The 20,993-nt window shown below is 45.9% G+C and carries 17 protein-coding genes and 19 tRNA genes; 34 read left to right on the forward strand and 2 right to left on the reverse strand.

Annotation, left to right across the window (positions count from 1 at the left end):
* Window positions 1-11 precede the first annotated feature (11 nt).
* The 19 genes from VEA_RS13320 to VEA_RS13410 all read left to right on the forward strand — a co-directional run bounded on the left by VEA_RS13320 (window position 12) and on the right by VEA_RS13410 (window position 2,312).
* Window positions 12-96: transfer RNA gene (locus VEA_RS13320), tRNA-Leu, on the forward strand.
* A gap of 32 nt (window positions 97-128) precedes the next feature.
* Window positions 129-203, forward strand: a tRNA-Gln gene (locus tag VEA_RS13325).
* A gap of 77 nt (window positions 204-280) precedes the next feature.
* A tRNA-Met gene (locus tag VEA_RS13330) sits at window positions 281-357 on the forward strand.
* A gap of 54 nt (window positions 358-411) precedes the next feature.
* Window positions 412-496, forward strand: a tRNA-Leu gene (locus VEA_RS13335).
* A 30-nt stretch (window positions 497-526) separates the two neighbouring features.
* Window positions 527-601 (forward strand) — tRNA-Gln (locus tag VEA_RS13340).
* A 53-nt stretch (window positions 602-654) separates the two neighbouring features.
* Window positions 655-739: transfer RNA gene (locus VEA_RS13345), tRNA-Leu, on the forward strand.
* 30 nt (window positions 740-769) lie between these two features.
* Window positions 770-844: transfer RNA gene (locus VEA_RS13350), tRNA-Gln, on the forward strand.
* Between the two features lie 53 nt (window positions 845-897).
* Window positions 898-982: transfer RNA gene (locus VEA_RS13355), tRNA-Leu, on the forward strand.
* 30 nt (window positions 983-1,012) lie between these two features.
* Window positions 1,013-1,087, forward strand: a tRNA-Gln gene (locus VEA_RS13360).
* A gap of 53 nt (window positions 1,088-1,140) precedes the next feature.
* A tRNA-Leu gene (locus tag VEA_RS13365) sits at window positions 1,141-1,225 on the forward strand.
* Between the two features lie 22 nt (window positions 1,226-1,247).
* A tRNA-Met gene (locus tag VEA_RS13370) sits at window positions 1,248-1,324 on the forward strand.
* 54 nt (window positions 1,325-1,378) lie between these two features.
* Window positions 1,379-1,463, forward strand: a tRNA-Leu gene (locus VEA_RS13375).
* 30 nt (window positions 1,464-1,493) lie between these two features.
* Window positions 1,494-1,568 (forward strand) — tRNA-Gln (locus VEA_RS13380).
* A 52-nt stretch (window positions 1,569-1,620) separates the two neighbouring features.
* Window positions 1,621-1,705 (forward strand) — tRNA-Leu (locus VEA_RS13385).
* Between the two features lie 22 nt (window positions 1,706-1,727).
* Window positions 1,728-1,804 (forward strand) — tRNA-Met (locus VEA_RS13390).
* A 46-nt stretch (window positions 1,805-1,850) separates the two neighbouring features.
* Window positions 1,851-1,935, forward strand: a tRNA-Leu gene (locus VEA_RS13395).
* 29 nt (window positions 1,936-1,964) lie between these two features.
* Window positions 1,965-2,049: transfer RNA gene (locus VEA_RS13400), tRNA-Leu, on the forward strand.
* Between the two features lie 50 nt (window positions 2,050-2,099).
* Window positions 2,100-2,174 (forward strand) — tRNA-Gln (locus tag VEA_RS13405).
* A gap of 53 nt (window positions 2,175-2,227) precedes the next feature.
* Window positions 2,228-2,312, forward strand: a tRNA-Leu gene (locus tag VEA_RS13410).
* 135 nt (window positions 2,313-2,447) lie between these two features.
* On the opposite strand, the gene VEA_RS13415 is transcribed toward VEA_RS13410, so the two are convergent.
* Complete coding sequence (locus tag VEA_RS13415) at window positions 2,448-3,626, reverse strand: 2-octaprenyl-3-methyl-6-methoxy-1,4-benzoquinol hydroxylase (RefSeq protein WP_012842064.1); 1,179 nt, start codon at window positions 3,624-3,626, stop codon at window positions 2,448-2,450.
* Between the two features lie 257 nt (window positions 3,627-3,883).
* On the opposite strand from VEA_RS13415, the gene miaB reads away from it, so the two are divergent.
* The 5 genes from miaB to lnt all read left to right on the forward strand — a co-directional run bounded on the left by miaB (window position 3,884) and on the right by lnt (window position 9,502).
* Entirely contained in the window at window positions 3,884-5,308 is a 1,425-nt protein-coding gene (gene miaB, locus VEA_RS13420; RefSeq protein WP_005391310.1) for a tRNA (N6-isopentenyl adenosine(37)-C2)-methylthiotransferase MiaB, read from the forward strand.
* 73 nt (window positions 5,309-5,381) lie between these two features.
* Window positions 5,382-6,479: a PhoH family protein gene (locus tag VEA_RS13425; protein ID WP_005373033.1), complete on the forward strand. Its 1,098-nt coding sequence runs from the start codon at window positions 5,382-5,384 to the stop codon at window positions 6,477-6,479.
* Between the two features lie 2 nt (window positions 6,480-6,481).
* On the forward strand, window positions 6,482-6,946 hold the full coding sequence (ybeY, locus tag VEA_RS13430; protein WP_005391311.1) for an rRNA maturation RNase YbeY: 465 nt from the start codon (window positions 6,482-6,484) through the stop codon (window positions 6,944-6,946).
* 105 nt (window positions 6,947-7,051) lie between these two features.
* Window positions 7,052-7,951, forward strand: a complete 900-nt coding sequence (gene corC, locus VEA_RS13435) for a CNNM family magnesium/cobalt transport protein CorC (RefSeq protein ID WP_005384118.1) — start codon at window positions 7,052-7,054, stop codon at window positions 7,949-7,951.
* 33 nt (window positions 7,952-7,984) lie between these two features.
* Window positions 7,985-9,502, forward strand: coding sequence for an apolipoprotein N-acyltransferase (gene lnt / locus VEA_RS13440; protein WP_041852981.1), 1,518 nt, complete (start codon window positions 7,985-7,987; stop codon window positions 9,500-9,502).
* Between the two features lie 84 nt (window positions 9,503-9,586).
* Here lnt and VEA_RS13445 read toward each other — a convergent pair whose 3' ends face one another.
* Window positions 9,587-10,057, reverse strand: coding sequence for a zinc ribbon-containing protein (locus VEA_RS13445; protein WP_005373024.1), 471 nt, complete (start codon window positions 10,055-10,057; stop codon window positions 9,587-9,589).
* 153 nt (window positions 10,058-10,210) lie between these two features.
* On the opposite strand from VEA_RS13445, the gene leuS reads away from it, so the two are divergent.
* From leuS to ybeD, 10 genes are all read left to right on the forward strand, one after another.
* The gene (gene leuS / locus VEA_RS13450) at window positions 10,211-12,784 is read left to right on the forward strand and encodes a leucine--tRNA ligase (RefSeq protein WP_005391313.1); all 2,574 of its coding nucleotides are present in this window, start codon (window positions 10,211-10,213) and stop codon (window positions 12,782-12,784) included.
* A gap of 152 nt (window positions 12,785-12,936) precedes the next feature.
* The gene (locus tag VEA_RS13455) at window positions 12,937-13,476 is read left to right on the forward strand and encodes an LPS-assembly lipoprotein LptE (RefSeq protein ID WP_005373019.1); all 540 of its coding nucleotides are present in this window, start codon (window positions 12,937-12,939) and stop codon (window positions 13,474-13,476) included.
* A 5-nt stretch (window positions 13,477-13,481) separates the two neighbouring features.
* On the forward strand, window positions 13,482-14,501 hold the full coding sequence (holA, locus tag VEA_RS13460) for a DNA polymerase III subunit delta (protein ID WP_012842066.1): 1,020 nt from the start codon (window positions 13,482-13,484) through the stop codon (window positions 14,499-14,501).
* Between the two features lie 88 nt (window positions 14,502-14,589).
* Window positions 14,590-14,907 (forward strand): ribosome silencing factor, encoded by a 318-nt coding sequence (rsfS, locus tag VEA_RS13465; RefSeq protein ID WP_005373015.1) that lies wholly within the window; start codon window positions 14,590-14,592, stop codon window positions 14,905-14,907.
* 4 nt (window positions 14,908-14,911) lie between these two features.
* On the forward strand, window positions 14,912-15,382 hold the full coding sequence (rlmH, locus tag VEA_RS13470; protein WP_017821762.1) for a 23S rRNA (pseudouridine(1915)-N(3))-methyltransferase RlmH: 471 nt from the start codon (window positions 14,912-14,914) through the stop codon (window positions 15,380-15,382).
* 29 nt (window positions 15,383-15,411) lie between these two features.
* The gene (gene mrdA / locus VEA_RS13475; RefSeq protein WP_012842067.1) at window positions 15,412-17,328 is read left to right on the forward strand and encodes a penicillin-binding protein 2; all 1,917 of its coding nucleotides are present in this window, start codon (window positions 15,412-15,414) and stop codon (window positions 17,326-17,328) included.
* Window positions 17,328-18,449, forward strand: coding sequence for a rod shape-determining protein RodA (rodA, locus tag VEA_RS13480; protein WP_005391317.1), 1,122 nt, complete (start codon window positions 17,328-17,330; stop codon window positions 18,447-18,449). The genes mrdA and rodA overlap by 1 nt, the downstream gene beginning before the upstream one ends.
* 2 nt (window positions 18,450-18,451) lie before the next feature.
* A complete protein-coding gene (locus VEA_RS13485) occupies window positions 18,452-19,255 on the forward strand; it encodes a septal ring lytic transglycosylase RlpA family protein (RefSeq protein ID WP_012842068.1) in 804 nt (267 codons plus the stop codon).
* Window positions 19,256-19,345: 90 nt separating this feature from the next.
* Entirely contained in the window at window positions 19,346-20,524 is a 1,179-nt protein-coding gene (locus VEA_RS13490; RefSeq protein ID WP_012842069.1) for a serine hydrolase, read from the forward strand.
* Window positions 20,525-20,663: 139 nt separating this feature from the next.
* Entirely contained in the window at window positions 20,664-20,942 is a 279-nt protein-coding gene (gene ybeD, locus VEA_RS13495; RefSeq protein WP_005384135.1) for a DUF493 family protein YbeD, read from the forward strand.
* Window positions 20,943-20,993: the final 51 nt, after the last annotated feature.

Below are 20,993 nucleotides of genomic sequence, written 5' to 3' on the forward strand. Positions count from 1 at the left end.
TAGGAATAGATGCGGAAGTGGCGGAATTGGTAGACGCACCAGATTTAGGTTCTGGCGCCGCAAGGTGTGAGAGTTCAAGTCTCTCCTTCCGCACCATATTTTAAATAGTCATTGTGACTATTGCCTGCAGGTCTATCGCCAAGCGGTAAGGCAGCGGCTTTTGATGCCGCCATTCCCTGGTTCGAATCCAGGTAGACCTGCCATTATTCAAGTGATATTCCTTTATAAAAGGGGTTGTCACTGAGAGCGTGAAGGTTTATATTGTCTCGCTCCAAAAGATGGCTACGTAGCTCAGCTGGTTAGAGCACATCACTCATAATGATGGGGTCACAGGTTCGAATCCCGTCGTAGCCACCATGAACAACGTTATTTAGGTTTTTACCAATTACCTTGATAACTACAGAATAAGTTGCGGAAGTGGCGGAATTGGTAGACGCACCAGATTTAGGTTCTGGCGCCGCAAGGTGTGAGAGTTCAAGTCTCTCCTTCCGCACCATTATTGAAGTCTCTTTTATTAGAGCAATGTAGGGCTATCGCCAAGCGGTAAGGCAGCGGCTTTTGATGCCGCCATTCCCTGGTTCGAATCCAGGTAGCCCTGCCATATACAATGATATTGAGATTTTACCAATTATCTTGATATCTACAAATCAAGTTGCGGAAGTGGCGGAATTGGTAGACGCACCAGATTTAGGTTCTGGCGCCGCAAGGTGTGAGAGTTCAAGTCTCTCCTTCCGCACCATTATTAAAGTCTCTTTTATTAGAGCAAAGTAGGGCTATCGCCAAGCGGTAAGGCAGCGGCTTTTGATGCCGCCATTCCCTGGTTCGAATCCAGGTAGCCCTGCCATATACAATGATATTGAGATTTTACCAATTATCTTGATATCTACAGATCAAGTTGCGGAAGTGGCGGAATTGGTAGACGCACCAGATTTAGGTTCTGGCGCCGCAAGGTGTGAGAGTTCAAGTCTCTCCTTCCGCACCATTATTAAAGTCTCTTTTATTAGAGCAATGTAGGGCTATCGCCAAGCGGTAAGGCAGCGGCTTTTGATGCCGCCATTCCCTGGTTCGAATCCAGGTAGCCCTGCCATATACAATGATATTGAGATTTTACCAATTATCTTGATATCTACAGATCAAGTTGCGGAAGTGGCGGAATTGGTAGACGCACCAGATTTAGGTTCTGGCGCCGCAAGGTGTGAGAGTTCAAGTCTCTCCTTCCGCACCATTCTTGATCAAAAGTTTAAAATGGCTACGTAGCTCAGCTGGTTAGAGCACATCACTCATAATGATGGGGTCACAGGTTCGAATCCCGTCGTAGCCACCATAAACAACGTTATTTAGGTTTTTACCAATTACCTTGATAACTACAGAATAAGTTGCGGAAGTGGCGGAATTGGTAGACGCACCAGATTTAGGTTCTGGCGCCGCAAGGTGTGAGAGTTCAAGTCTCTCCTTCCGCACCATTATTAAAGCCTCTTTTATTAGAGCAATGTAGGGCTATCGCCAAGCGGTAAGGCAGCGGCTTTTGATGCCGCCATTCCCTGGTTCGAATCCAGGTAGCCCTGCCACATACAACGATATTGAGATTTACCAATTATCTTGATATCTACAGATCAAGTTGCGGAAGTGGCGGAATTGGTAGACGCACCAGATTTAGGTTCTGGCGCCGCAAGGTGTGAGAGTTCAAGTCTCTCCTTCCGCACCATTCTTGATCAAAGTTTTAAAATGGCTACGTAGCTCAGCTGGTTAGAGCACATCACTCATAATGATGGGGTCACAGGTTCGAATCCCGTCGTAGCCACCATTGATTGGATTGCTAGCATAAGCTATCAGTCACGTAGATTTAAGATGCGGAAGTGGCGGAATTGGTAGACGCACCAGATTTAGGTTCTGGCGCCGCAAGGTGTGAGAGTTCAAGTCTCTCCTTCCGCACCATCTTAAATTAATCTACACTATCAGAATACGCGGAAGTGGCGGAATTGGTAGACGCACCAGATTTAGGTTCTGGCGCCGTAAGGTGTGAGAGTTCAAGTCTCTCCTTCCGCACCATTCTTTCTCTCGATAAGAGAGGTTAAGTAGTCTTTGACTATTTACGCTGTAGGGCTATCGCCAAGCGGTAAGGCAGCGGCTTTTGATGCCGCCATTCCCTGGTTCGAATCCAGGTAGCCCTGCCATATACAACGATATTGAGATTTTACCAATTATCTTGATATCTATAGATTAAGTTGCGGAAGTGGCGGAATTGGTAGACGCACCAGATTTAGGTTCTGGCGCCGCAAGGTGTGAGAGTTCAAGTCTCTCCTTCCGCACCATTATCGGAAAACCCAGCATTACTTTGCTGGGTTTTTTCTTTTTTTGGTTCTGGACTCGGGAAATCATTAGATTTGCCGAATTAAAAAAGCGAGCTCATGGCTCGCTTTTTTTCTATCTGTGATTTGAGTAGCTTACTACATACCTAACGCGTATTTCAGTACTTGAGCCTTAATTGGCCCTGAGTTTTCAGCAAACTTCAATGCAGCATTACGTACAAACTTCAATGGCCCAAGATCGTTGCTAAAACCTTTATAGAAAAAGTCCATGCCTGTCTGCATGAGTAAGTTGTCAGGTCGACGTGCACGTTCGTATTTCGCTAGTAAGGCATCTTCTAGCTGTTCTCGGTGTTCTGTTACCGAAAGGAGAACGTCTACATCTTTGAATCCTAAGTTTACCCCTTGCCCTGCAAGCGGATTGATCGTATGAGCAGAGTCACCTACTAATACGCAATTTTTGCTTGAGTAGCTTTGCGCATGACGACGAGTGAGTGGGAATGAGCCAAACTGTAAAACTTCAATATCGCCCAATTCAACAGGGAAATGACGTAAGATTTCTTCCCTTAGTTGAGGTTTACCCATCGCACACAGTTGTTTAATGCGTTTTGGCGAGTCATACCAAACCAACGAACCTTGGCCTACTTCTTGACCGTCTTCATTAGTCAAAGAGCACAAAGGTAAAAATGAACGCGGGCCTGAAGGAGTAAATTGTTGCCAAGTGATATCTTGCTGTGGCAATTCTGTTTTCACGTTAATCAACATGCAGTGTTGTCGGTAATCCCACGCAGTCACACCAATTCCAGCCAATTGACGAACTTTAGAGTTTGCACCATCAGCACCAATTACCCAGTTAGCTTCAAACTGCGCCCCACTTTCTAGTGTCACAAGGTTTACATCTGCAAACTCAATGTCTTTTAATCGCTCGGGACACATCACGGTTAGATTGTCATACTGAGAGAAGACTTGCCAAAGACCTAATTGGATTAGGCGGTTTTCAACGATATAACCAAGCTGCTCCAATGACAGTTCATCAGAGTGAAAACGAGTACGGCACTCCGGGTGCTCCCAAGTTTCTAAACGCCGATAAGGGCAAACTCGCATACTTTTAATTTCTGACCATGCGCCGAGTGAATCAAGTAACTCCACCGACTGGTGCGAAATCGCAGATACGCGAATATCCATCGCCTGAGCGGCATCAAAAGCTTTGGGTTTTGCACCTTCAACCAAGACAACGCTTCTGCCCTGCTTGGCAAATCCAACAGCGACGGCTGCCCCAACCATACCGCCACCGATCACGGCGATGTCATACTTGTTCATTTTTTACTCTTCATCGTGCTGATTAATTGGCGTTTTTTATTGTACTTTCCATGGCTATTTTTACAAAATTGTTTAACAAAAAACCTTGTTCTGCATAGGGCGAAAAACTAGATTTCATCAGGCTTTGCAGAGAATTAGCCAGATCACTAGTCAGGTGCTTTTTAAAGCAGTACAATACGCCGCTTACCGCCGTGATGGCGGCTATAATTTGAGCAATAGCTCTCCAATTTAAGTACAACTGAACGAGCGAAAGTGAGATGAGTAAGAAACTGCTAATTAAAACCTGGGGCTGCCAGATGAACGAATACGATTCATCAAAAATGGCCGACCTGCTTAATGCTGCAAACGGCTACGAGCTGACGGAAGAGCCAGAGGAAGCAGACGTACTTCTACTTAACACCTGTTCGATCCGTGAAAAAGCGCAAGAGAAAGTTTTCCACCAGCTTGGCCGCTGGAAAACACTAAAAGATAAAAAACCTGGCGTAGTTATCGGTGTAGGTGGTTGTGTAGCAACGCAAGAAGGTGACCATATTCGTGAACGTGCACCATACGTCGACGTTATTTTTGGCCCACAAACTCTGCACCGCCTACCTGAGATGATCAAACAATCTCAGTCGGATGACGCACCAGTTATGGACATTTCGTTCCCAGAGATCGAAAAGTTCGACCGCCTACCAGAGCCTCGTGCGGAAGGCGCGACAGCATTCGTTTCTATTATGGAAGGCTGCTCGAAGTACTGTACTTACTGTGTCGTACCGTACACTCGTGGTGAAGAAGTAAGCCGTCCAATGGATGACGTGCTGTTCGAAATCGCACAGCTTGCTGAACAAGGCGTACGTGAAGTAAACCTATTGGGTCAAAACGTAAACGCGTACCGCGGTCCAACACACGACGGTGAAATCTGTTCATTTGCAGAACTGCTTCGTTTGGTTGCGTCTATCGATGGTATCGACCGTATTCGTTTCACAACGAGCCACCCGCTAGAATTCACTGACGACATCATCGCGGTTTACGAAGATACGCCTGAGCTTGTGAGCTTCCTGCACTTACCTGTGCAAAGTGGTAGTGACCGTATCCTAACTATGATGAAACGCCCTCACACCGCTATCGAGTACAAGTCGATCATCCGTAAACTGCGTAAAGCTCGTCCTGATATTCAAATCAGTTCAGACTTTATTGTTGGTTTCCCTGGTGAGACAGACAAAGACTTCCAAGACACAATGAAGCTAATCAAAGATGTAGACTTTGACATGAGCTTCAGCTTCATCTTCTCTCCACGTCCAGGTACGCCAGCAGCGGATTACCCTTGTGATGTATCAGAACAAGTGAAGAAAGAGCGCCTTTACGAACTACAGCAAACTATCAATGCTCAAGCGATGCGTTACTCTCGCTTAATGCTTGGCACAGAACAACGTGTTCTAGTTGAAGGTCCTTCGAAGAAAAACCTAATGGAACTGCGCGCTCGTACAGAAAACAACCGTGTAGTAAACTTTGAAGGTAGTGCAGACCTAATTGGTCAGTTCGTTGATGTGAAGATCGTAGACGTATTTGCGAACTCACTGCGTGGTGAGCTAGTACGTACTGAAAAAGACATGGATCTTCGTAGTGTGATTTCCCCAACGCAGATGATGGCGAAAACACGTCGCGAAGATGAGCTGGGTGTAGCTACTTTTACGCCATAAGCTCGTATAAATAGCCATGGAGAGCCTGGTCGTTATCAGGCTCTCATTAAGTGGCAAAAAATGAGAGGCAACATTGAGTAATAAAATCGTAACTCTAGAAATTAACCTAGAACCTTCCGACAACCGCCGACTTGCTAGCCTGTGCGGTCCATTCGATGACAACATCAAGCATTTAGAACGTCGTCTAGGCGTTGAAATTAACCACCGTAGTGACCATTTTACAATTGTCGGTAAACCTCATACCGCATCAGCTGCGCTGGATATCCTGAAAACTCTGTATGTTGATACCGCACCTGTACGAGGTGAGATCCCAGACATTGAGCCTGAACAGATCCATTTAGCGATTAAAGAGTCTGGTGTTCTTGAGCAGAATACTGAGTCTAATATCGAGCATGGTAAAGAAGTCTTCGTCAAAACCAAGAAAGGCGTGATCAAACCACGTACGCCAAACCAAGCTCAGTACTTGGTTAATATGGTCACGCATGATATTTCTTTTGGTATTGGCCCAGCTGGTACAGGTAAAACTTATCTTGCTGTTGCAGCAGCAGTTGACGCACTAGAGCGCCAAGAGATCCGTCGTATTCTATTGACGCGCCCTGCGGTTGAAGCCGGTGAGAAACTGGGCTTCCTACCTGGTGACTTAAGCCAGAAAGTCGACCCATACCTACGTCCGCTATACGATGCCCTATTTGAAATGTTGGGCTTTGAGCGCGTAGAGAAGCTGATTGAACGTAACGTGATTGAGGTAGCCCCTCTTGCTTACATGCGTGGTCGTACTCTAAACGACGCTTTCATCATTCTTGATGAGAGTCAGAACACCACGGTTGAGCAGATGAAGATGTTCCTAACGCGTATTGGTTTTAACTCTCGCGCAGTTATCACTGGTGACGTCACGCAAATCGACTTACCTCGTGGTGCAAAATCAGGTCTTCGTCATGCTATTGAAGTATTAAGCGAAGTCGACGACATCAGCTTTAACTTCTTCTTAGCAGACGACGTTGTACGTCACCCAGTGGTTGCTCGTATCGTTAACGCGTATGAGAAGTGGGAAGCACAAGACCAGAAAGAGCGTAAAGAGTTCGAGAAGCGTCGTCGTGAAGAACGCGATGCGAAGTTACTAGAAGCAGCAAAAGCTGAACTGAATGCACAAGTTGCTTCCACTAAGGAATAATCATGGCGATTGAACTTGATCTGCAACTGGCAGTCGAAAATGAAGAAGGGCTGCCTTCGCAGCAAGATTTCCAATTGTGGCTAGATAAGACGATTCCTCTCTTCCAGCCACAAGCCGAAGTGACCATTCGCATTGTTGATGAACAAGAAAGTCACACGCTTAACCATGAGTATCGTGGTAAAGATAAACCGACTAATGTGCTGTCTTTTCCATTTGAAGCTCCTCCAGGTATGGAAATAGATTTACTTGGCGACTTAATTATTTGCCGCCAAGTCGTTGAAAAAGAGGCAATTGAACAGAACAAGCCTCTGTTAGCACATTGGGCGCATATGGTTGTACATGGCAGCTTGCATCTGCTAGGTTATGATCATATTGAGGATGACGAAGCCGAAGAGATGGAGTCCCTCGAAACCGAAATCATGCAAGGTATGGGCTATGAAGACCCTTACATTGCTGAAAAAGAGTAGCCATTGGCTATTCAGCAGGGAAAGGCGAACCACCAAAATGATTCTCGTGTTCGCCTCTCTATGTGTGCTATCACACTTCTGATAGCGTTACTTAATTGAGAAACAATGAACGAAGATAATTCTCCCTCTTCTAACGAAGATAAGAAAGAAAAGGCAGAAGGTCCGAGTAGAAAGTCCTTCTTTGAACGTCTAGGTCAATTATTTCAGGGCGAACCAAAAGATCGCCAAGAGCTTGTGGATGTTATCCGTGACTCTGAAGTCAATGACCTGATTGACCATGACACCCGCGATATGCTTGAAGGTGTTATGGAAATCTCCGAAATGCGCGTGCGTGACATTATGATCCCGCGTTCGCAAATGGTTACGGTTGAGCGTACTCACGACCTTGATACCTTGGTTGCCTTGATTACCGATGCTCAACACTCTCGCTACCCTGTGATCAGCGAAGATAAAGACCATGTGGAAGGCATTCTTCTTGCGAAGGACTTACTTAAATACTTAGGCTCAGGCAGTAATCCATTTGATATCGAAGAAGTTATTCGACCAGCCGTTGTGGTACCGGAAAGTAAACGCGTTGATCGACTGCTGAAAGAGTTCCGTGAAGAACGTTATCATATGGCCATTGTTGTCGATGAATTCGGTGGTGTTTCTGGTCTTGTGACCATTGAAGATATCCTTGAAGAAATCGTCGGGGATATCGAAGATGAATTCGATGAAAGCGAAGAGACAGACATTCGTAAGCTTAGCAAGCATACGTTTGCTGTCAGAGCGCTGACAACCATCGAAGAGTTTAATGAGACATTTGGAACTAACTTCAGCGATGAGGAAGTAGATACCGTTGGTGGCATGGTCATGACTGCCTTTGGTCACTTACCTTCTCGTGGTGAACTGGTTGAAATTGAAGGTTACAACTTCAAAGTCACCGCTGCCGATAACCGTCGTGTCATTCAACTCCAAGTGACGATCCCAGACGAAGAAACCCTGGTTGAAGCCACTCAAGAGTAACGCGATACCCATTGGGAATCTCAGAAAATTATAATGATGAATGAACTCTTTCATCGCCTCAAGCGGCCCTTAGTGGCCGCTTTTGTTGGCGCCTCTACTACGCTCGCTTTTGCACCTTACCAGTTGTGGCCTGTTGCCATTCTTAGCCCAGCTATTCTACTGATTCTTCTTGCTAACCAAACTCCGAAACGTGCACTGTGGATTGGCTATGCTTGGGGGTTGGGTCAATTTGCAACTGGCGTTAGCTGGGTGTACGTCAGTATCTCCGGCTTTGGTGGCATGCCACTGATTGCCAATTTATTTTTAATGGGCTTGCTTGTCGCCTACTTGGCTGTTTATTCAGGCTTATTTGCTTGGCTTAACAACAAGCTATTTCCTCAATTCACACTCACAAAAGCGCTTCTCGCTGCGCCCGCTTTATGGCTAATCAGTGATTGGTTGCGTGGTTGGGTGATGACCGGCTTCCCGTGGTTATGGCTAGGCTACAGCCAGATTGATGCTCCACTAGCAAGCTTTGCGCCTATCGGTGGCGTGGAACTGCTCACTCTGTTTATCCTTATTAGTGCGGGGGCATTAGCCTATGCTTGGGTTCATAAACAGTGGCTGATGGTGATTATTCCCGCGGTATTACTCAGCACAGGCTTTGGGATTCGAAACTACGATTGGGTAACACCTCGGCCAGAAGACACGACTAAGCTCGCGCTGATTCAAGGTAACGTTGACCAAAACCTTAAGTGGCTGCCAAGCCAACGTTGGCCAACCATCATGAAATACGCCGATCTCACTCGTGAAAACTGGGACGCTGATATTATCGTCTGGCCAGAAGCTGCAATTCCTGCTTTTGAAATTGAAGTGCCTTCATTTTTGAGCAATATCGACAGTGCAGCAAAAATGAATAACAGCGCAATCATCACTGGTGTCGTCAACCAAGCTGAAGATCGACAGTTCTACAACAGTATCCTGTCCCTTGGCATCACACCATACGGTGACTACAGTTTCGACTTGAGCGAACGCTACCATAAGCATCACCTATTACCGTTTGGTGAGTTTGTACCATTTGAAGATATTTTGCGCCCATTAGCGCCATTCTTTAACTTACCGATGTCGTCGTTTAGCCGTGGGGCTTTTGTGCAGCCCAACATCGTTGCGAATGGCATGCACATGGCACCAGCGCTTTGCTATGAGATCATCTTTAATGAGCAAGTGCGTCAAAATGTGACTGACGAAACAGACTTCATTCTAACGCTATCGAACGACGCATGGTTTGGTCACTCTATCGGCCCTCTTCAGCATATGGAGATCGCCCGTATGCGTGCCTTAGAATTAGGTAAACCGCTCATCCGCTCGACTAACAACGGATTAACAGCGGTAACCGATCACAAGGGTAAAATCGTTGAGCAAGTACCGCAGTTTGAAACTGCAGTACTGCGCGCAGAGCTCACCCCAACCAATGGACAAACGCCATATCGAATCGTTGGTACTTGGCCATTGTATATTTGGGTTGGGTTAAGTTTAGCGCTGGCTTTCGGTTTAAGAAGAAAACAGAGCTGATAACAGCTTGAAAGTAGAAAAGACAAAAAAGAGGCGACCAAGCCTCTTTTTTATTCATTGCATTATACAGTCGTTACGCGCCATTTATGGCTTTAATGACTGGCGAGTAAAGCCTTTGTGACCACATTTAATACACGGAATGATTACAGTTGGGTGGTTATACGTTGTCTTGTGACCACACTCATCACAGACCAAAGTACCTAAGCCTATCACCTCTCCTGCTTCATATAGCCCTTGATGCTCTAAGTCATCGAACAACTCAACCCACTCAACTTTAGTTCGGTCTGTAATCTCTAACAACCCTTGCCATATCGAGTCCGCAATCGTTAAGTAAAACGGGCCGCTTTTGCTATCCTCGTAACTCTCTGAAAACTCTTTTAAGTCTGCTTTAAGGTATGCTTTGATTAAAGCTAATTCATCTTTGGTCAAGTCATTAGCAGCATCCACCACTTTGCCCGACGTCTCAATCGCTTTGTTAACTTCTTCCGGACTGTGCTTCAAGGTTTCAATCACATCCTCGAGCATTTCCTCATAACCTGTTTTACGTTTAGGCATAACTGACCTCCATCTTTCTCCTACCTGCGTCACTTAAGGGCGCATGGGTACAGATTGGCTATTGTTGTGATCCCTAGCTTTAGGTATTCTATGACGATCTATTTAAGTCTGTTCTAACCGAACTCACAAATTCCAAGATAACGGATACCATCGATGCAAGAACAATACAACCCACAAGATATTGAACAAAAAGTTCAAAAGCACTGGGATGACAACAAAACCTTTGTTGTAAGTGAAGACCCAAATAAAGAAAAATTCTACTGTCTATCCATGTTCCCATACCCAAGTGGTCGACTGCACATGGGTCACGTGCGCAACTACACTATCGGTGATGTAGTATCTCGTTTCCAACGCCTACAAGGCAAAAACGTGATGCAACCAATCGGTTGGGACGCATTCGGTCTACCAGCAGAAAACGCAGCAGTAAAAAACAAAACTGCGCCAGCACCTTGGACTTACGAAAACATCGAATACATGAAGAACCAACTTAAGCTTCTAGGCTTTGGTTACGATTGGAACCGTGAATTCGCAACTTGTACGCCTGAGTACTACCGCTGGGAGCAAGAGTTCTTCACTAAACTTTACGAGAAAGGTTTAGTTTACAAAAAGACTTCTTCTGTTAACTGGTGTCCTAACGACCAAACTGTTCTTGCAAACGAGCAGGTTGAAGACGGTTGCTGCTGGCGTTGTGATACGCCTGTAGAGCAAAAAGAAATCCCTCAATGGTTCATCAAAATCACTGAGTACGCTCAAGAGCTACTAGACGACCTAGACAAGCTTGAAGGTTGGCCTGAAATGGTGAAAACCATGCAGCGCAACTGGATTGGCCGCTCTGAAGGCGTTGAGCTGAAGTTTGAAGTTAAGGGTCAACAAGACCTAGAAGTTTACACAACACGTCCAGATACGCTAATGGGTGTGACCTACGTGGGCATCGCAGCCGGCCACCCTCTTGCAGCTCTTGCTGCAGAGAACAACCCAGAGCTTGCAGCGTTTATCGACGAATGTAAGAACAACAAGGTTGCAGAAGCTGAGCTAGCGACAATGGAGAAGAAAGGTATGGCTACTGGCCTTACTGCTATTCATCCATTGAACGGCCGTGAAGTTCCTGTTTACGTAGCAAACTTCGTACTGATGGACTACGGTACAGGCGCGGTAATGGCAGTACCTGCACACGACCAACGTGACTACGAGTTCGCAACGAAGTACGGTCTAGACATCGTGCCAGTTATCAAGCCTGCTGATGGCAGCGAGCTAGACATCTCTGAAGCGGCATACACAGAGAAAGGTGTACTGTTCGATTCAGGTGAATTCGACGGCCTAGAATTCCAAGCAGCGTTCGATGCGATTGCAGCGAAGCTAGAAGCAGAAGGCAAAGGCACTAAGACTGTAAACTTCCGTCTACGCGACTGGGGTGTATCTCGTCAACGTTACTGGGGCGCACCAATCCCAATGGTAACGACTGAAGACGGTGAAGTTCACCCAGTACCTGCTGACCAACTACCAGTGATTCTTCCAGAAGACGTGGTAATGGACGGCGTAACCAGCCCAATCAAAGCAGATAAAGAATGGGCGAAGACCACATTCAACGGCGAACCTGCTCTACGTGAGACAGATACGTTCGATACGTTCATGGAATCTTCTTGGTACTACGCGCGTTACTGTTCACCGCAAGCAGACGACATCCTAGATCCAGAAAAAGCAAACTACTGGCTACCAGTAGACCAGTACATCGGCGGTATAGAGCACGCTTGTATGCACCTACTGTACTCACGCTTCTTCCACAAGTTGCTACGTGACGCGGGCTACGTAACGTCTGACGAACCGTTCAAGCAACTACTGTGTCAAGGCATGGTACTGGCTGATGCGTTCTACTTCGAGAACGAGAAAGGTGGTAAAGAGTGGGTAGCTCCAACAGACGTAGCCGTTGAACGTGATGGTAAAGGCCGCATTACTTCTGCTAAAGACACTGAAGGTCGCGATGTAACCCACTCAGGCATGATCAAGATGTCTAAGTCTAAGAACAACGGTATCGACCCTCAAGAAATGGTAGATAAGTACGGCGCTGACACAGTACGTCTATTCATGATGTTCGCGTCTCCAGCGGACATGACACTTGAATGGCAAGAGTCTGGCGTAGAAGGTGCGAACCGCTTCCTAAAACGTGTTTGGAAACTAGTGAAAGAGCACACAGCGAAAGGCGCAGCAGAAGCAGTAGATACAGCCGCGCTTTCTGGTGATCAAAAAGCACTTCGCCGTGACGTTCACAAAACCATCGCGAAAGTGACGGACGATATCGCTCGTCGTCAAACATTCAACACCGCGATCGCAGCGATCATGGAGCTGATGAACAAACTAGCGAAAGCGCCTCAAGAATCAGCGCAAGATCGTGCAATCCTTGACGAAGCACTGAAAGCTATTGTTGTCATGCTTTACCCTATCACTCCGCATATCTCATACGAGCTATGGGCAGCACTAGGTGAAACAGACATTGATAACGCGGCATGGCCGACGTTTGACGAAAAAGCGCTAGTTGAAGACGAAAAAACTATCGTTGTTCAAGTTAACGGTAAGCTACGTGCGAAGCTAACAGTCCCAGCGGATATCTCTAAAGACGATATCGAACAGCTTGGTCTAAACGACGAAAACGTGGTTAAGTTCACTGATGGCCTGACTATTCGTAAAGTCATTTACGTTCCAGGTAAACTGCTGAACATCGTTGCAAACTAATCACAGCTTGCAATTTGTCTCTGTTTAGCGAACTTATTTGTTAACCAAGAGTCATTAAACAGGGTAGTTCGCTACCCTGTTTATTTACCTCAAACCATTCACATGAGTGGTTTAAGGTAAATAACCCCTTCAATTTAGGATGAATACAATCAATGCGCTTTTTCTCTTTGATTAAACTACCAGTGGTATTGGTATTAGCGGGGCTTCTTTCTGCCTGTGGTTTTCACCTTCGCGGCGAGTATTCCGTACCGGAAGAGCTGCACACTATGTCTTTCTCCAGCTACGATGAATACAGTGAATTAACTCGCTATGTTCGCTCTCAACTCGAACTGAACAAAGTTGAACTTGTTCAACCATCATCGACTGTACCCAACCTTCATTTGACGGAAGCGACTATCGATGAGCGTACACTGTCTCTGTATCAAAATAGCCGTGCAGCAGAAAAAGAGCTGACATACGTAGTAAAATACCGTGTGACGATTCCTGGCTATGGCTCTAAAAACTTTACGACAACAGTAAACCGCAACTACCTAGACAACCCGTTGACGGCACTTGCAAAATCTGTTGAACGTGACGTAATTGAAGACGAGATGCGCTTGCAAGCTGCAAAACAGATGATGCGCCAGTTGGGCCGTATTCGTGCCGAATATGAAGCAGGACAAATCTCTGAGCCAGCGAACACAAACTCTTAATCACTATGCGAATTTATGCCGATAAATTAACGGATCATTTAACTAAACATGTTAAACAAGTTTACCTAATCTTTGGTAATGAGCCGTTACTGATTCAAGAGAGCCGCCAAGCAATCCAAAAGGCAGCGTTTCAACAAGGTTTTGAGGAAAAACACCGTTTTGCGGTAGACGCAAGCATCGACTGGAATCAAGTTTACGATTGCTTCCAAGCGATGAGCCTGTTCTCAAACCGTCAATTGATCGAGCTTGAAATTCCAGAAAGTGGCGTGACAACCGCCGTCAGCAAAGAGCTGCAAACACTGTGTGATATGCTGCATGATGACATCATGCTCGTCATTGTTGGTAGCAAACTGACCAAAGCCCAAGAAAATGCGAAATGGTTCAAAGCATTAAGCTCAAAAGGCGACTGGGTAAGCTGTTTGTCGCCAGATCTACAACGCTTACCTATGTTCATTCAGGCACGTTGCCGCACGTTGGGCCTAAAACCCGATCAACAATCACTGCAAATGTTGGCTCAATGGCATGAAGGTAACCTATTTGCATTGTCACAAAGCTTAGAGAAATTGGCCCTACTATACCCGGATGGTGAGCTGACCATCATACGTTTAGAGGAAGCCCTAAGTCGCCATAACCACTTCACTACCTTTAACTGGATCGACGCCTTACTGGCAGGTAAAGCAAACCGTGCACAACGTATTCTTCGCCAACTTGAGGCGGAAGGGGTCGAGACCGTGATCTTGATTCGAAGTGTACAAAAAGAGTTGAGCCAACTTTTAAATATGCATCAAGACTTAACTCAAATGGGAATGAACCAGGTATTTGAGAAATATCGAGTTTGGCAAAACAAGCGTCCACTCTATAACGCAGCACTGACCCGCTTATCGGCGAGTCGTATTTGTGCATTGCTCTCCTTGTTGGCTCAAGCAGAGATAAAAGCCAAAACTCAATATGACGAGTCTGTATGGCCAACTATTCATCAGTTGAGCTTAGAAACCTGCTCTCCTGATATTAAGCTGGCAATTTAAAAATCAAAGCGTGATATAGTGCGCGACCTGTTTTGCAAGCAAGAATGTAAAACACTGTAGAGATAAGAGACAAACCGAGGAAAACCGAGTGCTTCGCGAAGAACTGAAAGACTTTTTAGCTGATAAAGCCGACGACATGAAAGCGGAAGACATTATCGTCCTAAATGTGGAAGATAAATCAAGCGTTACAGATTACATGATCATCTGTACTGGCACATCCAAACGCCACGTTTCATCCATCGCTGACCACGTTGCAACAGAAGTGAAAAAAGCCGGTCTTGAGCCACTAGGAATGGAAGGTGAAAACGAAGGTGAATGGGTAGTCCTAGATATGGGCGACGCCATGCTTCACGTGATGCAAGAAGAGCACCGCGAACTCTACCAGCTAGAAAAACTCTGGGGTTAATCTTTTGAAAATTCAACTAATTGCTGTTGGCACAAAAATGCCAAAATGGGTTGAGGAAGGCTTTCAAGAATATCGTCGCCGTTTCCCACATGATATGCCATTGGAGTTGATTGAAATCTCTGCTGGCAAACGTGGAAAAAATGCCGATATCGCTCGTATCCTGCAAAAAGAAGGGGAAGCGATGCTCGCTGCGGTACCAAAAGGCAACCGTATCGTCACGTTAGATATCCCAGGTAAAAAATGGGACACTCCTCAACTCGCTGAGCAGTTAGAAGCTTGGAAATTAGATGGCCGTGATGTATCAATCTTAATCGGCGGTCCTGAAGGACTCGCTCCTGCATGCAAAGCTGCAGCAGACCAAAGCTGGTCATTGTCTGCCTTAACGCTACCCCACCCTTTAGTGCGTATCGTAATGGCAGAAAGCTTATACCGAGCGTGGAGCATCACCGCGAACCATCCTTACCACCGCGAATAATCGTTGTTTAACTTTAGAGCCAAGCGTTAATGATTCGTAAGCGCCGCAGTCAAATCCGAGATTATCAAGCCGAAGCGCGTCTGTTTGCCAGCCGCGCTATTGTCGCTTTTATCGGCATTGTTCTCTTGATGGGAGCTCTGGTCGCCAATATGTACAACATTCAGGTGAACCAGTTTCAAGATTATCAAACCCGCTCGAACGATAACCGTATCAAAGTGGTTCCTATCGCGCCCAACCGAGGTCTGATTTATGACCGAAATGGTGTTTTACTGGCTGAGAACCGTCCCGTCTTTAACTTAGAACTGACTCCAGAAAAAATTAAAGACATTGATGCAACCATCCAAGAACTACAAACCATTCTGGAAATTACCCCAGATCAGATTGAACGTTTCCACCAAGAGCGTAAACGGACTCGTCGATTTAAGTCAGTCCCACTGCTTACCCAACTGAACGAAAAACAAGTAGCGGTATTCTCCGTCAATCAGTACCGCTTTCCTGGTGTAGAAATAAGTGCGACCTTAAAGCGCTATTACCCTTTCAGCGAAGTCTTAACCCACGTGATTGGTTACGTTTCTCGAATCAATGATCGCGACATGCAGCGCCTGATCCGTGAAGAAAAAGACGCAAACTATCAAGCCACTCGCGACATTGGTAAGCTGGGTATCGAAAAATACTACGAAGACCTCTTACACGGTACGGCCGGATATCAAGAAGTCGAGGTAAACAGCCGCGGCCGAGTAATTCGTACGTTAAAGTACGTTCCACCTGTACCCGGAAAAGACATCGTTTTAAACCTTGATATCAACTTGCAGCTGTACGTACACCAATTATTGGATGGCCGCCGAGGCAGTGCTGTAGTGATCGATCCTAGAGACAACGGCGTACTGGCTATGGTTTCAAGCCCTAGCTACGACCCTAACTCGTTCGTGCACGGAATCTCGGGTAAAGACTACCGCGCCCTTTTGAACGATAAAAACCGTCCTTTGGTCAACCGTACTACACTTGGCATTTATCCACCCGCGTCTACCATCAAACCATTTATGGCGGTAGCCGCGCTACAAGAAGGTGTCGTCACACCGAACACTACGCGAAATGATCCAGGTTATTGGCGCATACCAAATTCCAACACACGCCCATTCCGTGACTGGTTGCGTTGGGGACACGGACGCGTCGATATCATTAAGTCGATCGAAGAGTCTGTTGATACCTTCTACTATCAAATCGCTTATGACATGGGCATTGACCGTATTTCAAATTGGATGATGATGTTCGGTTTTGGTGATTACACTGGCATCGATATCTACGAAGAAAGTAAGGCGAATATGCCGACTCGTGACTGGAAAATGTCTCGCCATAAAACCCCGTGGTACAAAGGCGATACGATCCCTGTGGGTATCGGCCAAGGTTATTGGACAGCAACACCAATGCAAATCGCCAAAGCGACCTCCGTATTAGTAAATGAGGGAGAAGTTATCGCACCTCACTTGCTCAAAGCGACGATAGAGAACGGCAACGACTTCGAAGAACAACAAACAACAGAATACGTGACTTACCCGCCAATCAAGAATGTACCGAAAAAGTACTGGGATATGGCGAAAGAAGGTATGCGTCGTGTAAACCATGGCACGCGCGGAACAGCTCGACGCTCATTCTACAAAATGAGTTATCAAACAGCGGGTAAATCAGGTACTGCACAGGTCTTCGGTCTGGGTGAAAACGAAGAGTACAACGCAGATGAGATCGCCGAACACTTACGTGACCATGCGTTATTTACTGGCTTTGCACCATTTGACGATCCAAAAGTGGTCGTCACTGTAGTGCTAGAAAACGCTGGCGGTGGTTCTAGCAACGGAGCCCCAGTAGTGAGAAAGATCTTTGATCGAGTCGTACTTGGCCCAGAAGAAATTGAGCCTGATAACAATGCGAAGAAAGAGGTAAAACAGTAATGAAGATGGATCCCTCTACAGGTAAAAATCGCGCCCTGTTTGAACGCTTCCATATCGACTTACCACTCCTACTTGGCATATTGGCGCTGATGGGGTTTGGCCTAGTGATCATGTACAGCGCTAGTGGCCAAAGTTTACTGATGATGGATCGCCAAGCTATGCGGATGGTGCTTTCACTCGTTGTGATGATCGTTCTTGCGCAGCTTTCTCCACGAACCTACGAGAGCTTGGCACCTTTGATGTTCGTCGGCGGCGTCATACTGCTCTTTGGCGTGCTGTTTTTCGGTGAAGCCTCGAAAGGCGCACAGCGTTGGCTTAACCTCGGTTTTGTGCGCTTTCAACCTTCCGAGTTATTGAAGCTCGCGGTGCCATTAATGGTGGCACGCTATGTTGGTCGACAGCCCCTTCCGCCAACGCTAAAAACACTCATCGTTGCACTGATTATGGTCTGCTTGCCAACCATCCTCATTGCAAAACAGCCTGACTTAGGGACCTCTATTCTAATCGCCGCTTCCGGTATTTTTGTTATCTTCCTCGCGGGTATTAGTTGGAAAATCATCGCTGGTGCTGCGATTGCACTGGGTGGTTTCATTCCGATTTTGTGGTTTTTCTTGATGCGTGAGTATCAAAAAGTACGAGTTCGTACTCTGTTTAATCCAGAGTCTGACCCGCTAGGTGCGGGCTACCACATTATTCAGAGTAAAATTGCGATTGGCTCCGGTGGTATTTCCGGCAAAGGTTGGTTGCAAGGAACACAGTCACAACTGGAATTTCTTCCTGAACGACACACTGACTTTATCTTTGCAGTAATTGCTGAAGAATGGGGTATGATTGGCTTCCTTTGCCTTTTAGCCATCTATCTATTTATTATTGGACGAGGTTTATACCTCGCCAGCCAAGCGCAAACCGCATTTGGACGAATGATGGCAGGCAGTATTGTACTCAGCTTCTTCGTGTATATTTTTGTAAATATTGGCATGGTAAGTGGCATCCTACCTGTAGTAGGTGTACCGTTGCCACTCATTAGTTATGGCGGCACATCAATGGTAACCTTGATGGCTGGCTTTGGTATTCTGATGTCAATTCATACGCACCGAAAAGCATTCTCTAAGGCGACCTAGACATGCAAAAACGCGCTTTATATTCCTTGGTTTTCTCAGCTCTTATTTTGGCAGGCTGTTCATCCACCAGCCAAAAAACGCAAGACGGCCGTTACGAACTCGAATCCGATGTTGCACCTGATACACCGCTTTCAGTCGAACACATCGAGGATGCGCACCCTAAATATGAACCTTACAGCTTAGGTGGCAACAAGGATTACCACTTGCGCGGAAAAGACTACAAGATAGTTCGCGATGCCAAAGGCTTTAAGGAAAAAGGCCGAGCGTCTTGGTATGGGAAGAAGTTCCAAGGTCATTTGACTTCTAATGGCGAAATCTATGACATGTACTCAATGACGGCTGCGCATAAAACGCTACCGTTACCAAGTTACGTAAAAGTCACCAACACTGACAACGGCAAAACTACCGTAGTACGAGTTAATGACCGAGGTCCGTTTCACGATGGCCGTATTATCGATTTAAGCTATGCCGCAGCACATAAGTTAGATGTGATAAAAACAGGTACAGCGAACGTGGAAATTGAAGTAATCAGTATCAATCAGCCCACGGATAAAAAATCATTAGAAGCGCACCCTAAGTACGTTATTCAGGTGGCATCATCAAAAAATGAAGAACGCGCACGAACTTTAGGGACAGAGCTTGGTCAAAAACTGGATACAGAAACTTTCCTAGAAAATGCGAAAGAGTCTTATCGCTTGTTGTTAGGGCCATTTACTGACTATTCCCTGACGCAAGCCACTCTAGATAAAGTAAAGTTGCTCGGCTATTCGTCTGCATTTATTAAAAAACACAACACTGCCAAATGACCTAGTGTCATGAATTTCTCCTCGATCCCCTCTTACATAGCTGGGGATTCTGATAAGATGTCCGCAGTTAACCCAAAAATTTGAATTACCATGAATAAAAATAAGTTTGTGAAATCTATTCTCGTTTCTTCGGTTGCCCTTTCTGCAACTTTCGCTCAATCTGCTCTTGCATCACCTATCGTTGTTCCAGATGCCCCTCAAATCGCGGCGAAGGGCTACGTACTGATGGATTACCATTCAGGTAAGGTACTGGCAGAGAAAGAGATGAACACAAAATTGTCTCCAGCTAGTCTGACTAAGATGATGACCAGCTACGTAATCGGCCAAGAACTAGCGCGTGGTAATATCTCAGAAGATGACGATGTCACCATCAGTAAAAATGCATGGGCGAAAAACTTCCCTGAATCATCAAAAATGTTCATTGAAGTAGGCACAACTGTAAAAGTACGTGACCTAAACCGCGGTATCATTGTCCAGTCTGGTAACGATGCCTGTGTAGCGATGGCTGAACACATTGCAGGCTCAGAAGATGCGTTTGTTGACCTAATGAACGCTTGGGCCAACACACTAGGTATGACGAACTCGCACTTTGCCAACGTTCATGGTCTAGATAACGCCGAGCTGTACTCGACACCATACGACATGGCATTGCTAGGTAAAGCCCTGATCCGTGACGTACCAAATGAGTACCGCGTGTACTCAGAGAAGAAATTCACTTACAACGGCATCACCCAATACAACCGTAACGGTCTACTTTGGGATAAGAGCATGAACGTTGACGGCATCAAAACGGGTCACACAAGCAATGCGGGTTACAGCCTAGTAAGTTCAGCAACTGAAGGCCAAATGCGTTTGGTTGCGGTCGTTATGGGCACGAAAGATGCCAATGCTCGTAAGTCAGAAAGCAAAAAGCTACTAAGCTACGGCTTCCGTTTCTTCGAAACAGTAGCACCGCACAAAGCAGGTGAAACGTTCGTTGAAGAAAAAGTGTGGATGGGTAACAAAGACACTGTAGCGTTGGGCCTTGACCAAGATACTTACGTAACACTACCACGTGGTGAAGCGAAAAACCTAAAAGCCAGCTTCGTCCTTGAAAAAGAGCTAGAAGCCCCAATTAATAAAGGTGATGTAGTTGGTAAGCTATACTATCAGATCGATGGTGAAGATATTGCCGAATACCCACTAATGGCACTAGAAACCGTAGAGCAAGGTAGTCTATTTAGCCGCATGTGGGATTACATCGTATTGTTATTCAAGAGCTTCTTCTAAGAAGGACGTTAGAGTAGCAAACTTATTCGCAAAGCCGCCTGAAAGGGCGGCTTTTTAAGTTTGAGATCCTCGTCTTGAGTTCCCCCTAATTTGACTGTACTATTTCGCACCGCAACGAATATCTACTGGAGTTATCGATATGCTAACCATCAACTCTGATGCAAAATTAAAAGACCTGCTTGAGTTCCCTTGTTCATTTACTTACAAGGTAATGGGTCATGCAAAGCCTGAACTTCCAGAGCTTGTTCTTGAAGTTATTCAGCGCCATGCTCCAGGTGACTACAGCCCGACCGTTAAACCAAGTGCTAAGGGCAACTACCACTCGGTATCAATCAACATCACTGCAACGTCTATCGAGCAAGTTGAGACGCTATACAAAGAGTTAGGTGAAATTGACATCGTGCGCATGGTTCTATAATTTTTTGATAGATTAAATTTTTTTTGAAAGCAGCTTCGGCTGCTTTCTTTT

The sequence above is a fragment of the Vibrio antiquarius genome (assembly GCF_000024825.1).
GTDB classification, from domain to species: Bacteria; Pseudomonadota; Gammaproteobacteria; order Enterobacterales; family Vibrionaceae; genus Vibrio; species Vibrio diabolicus.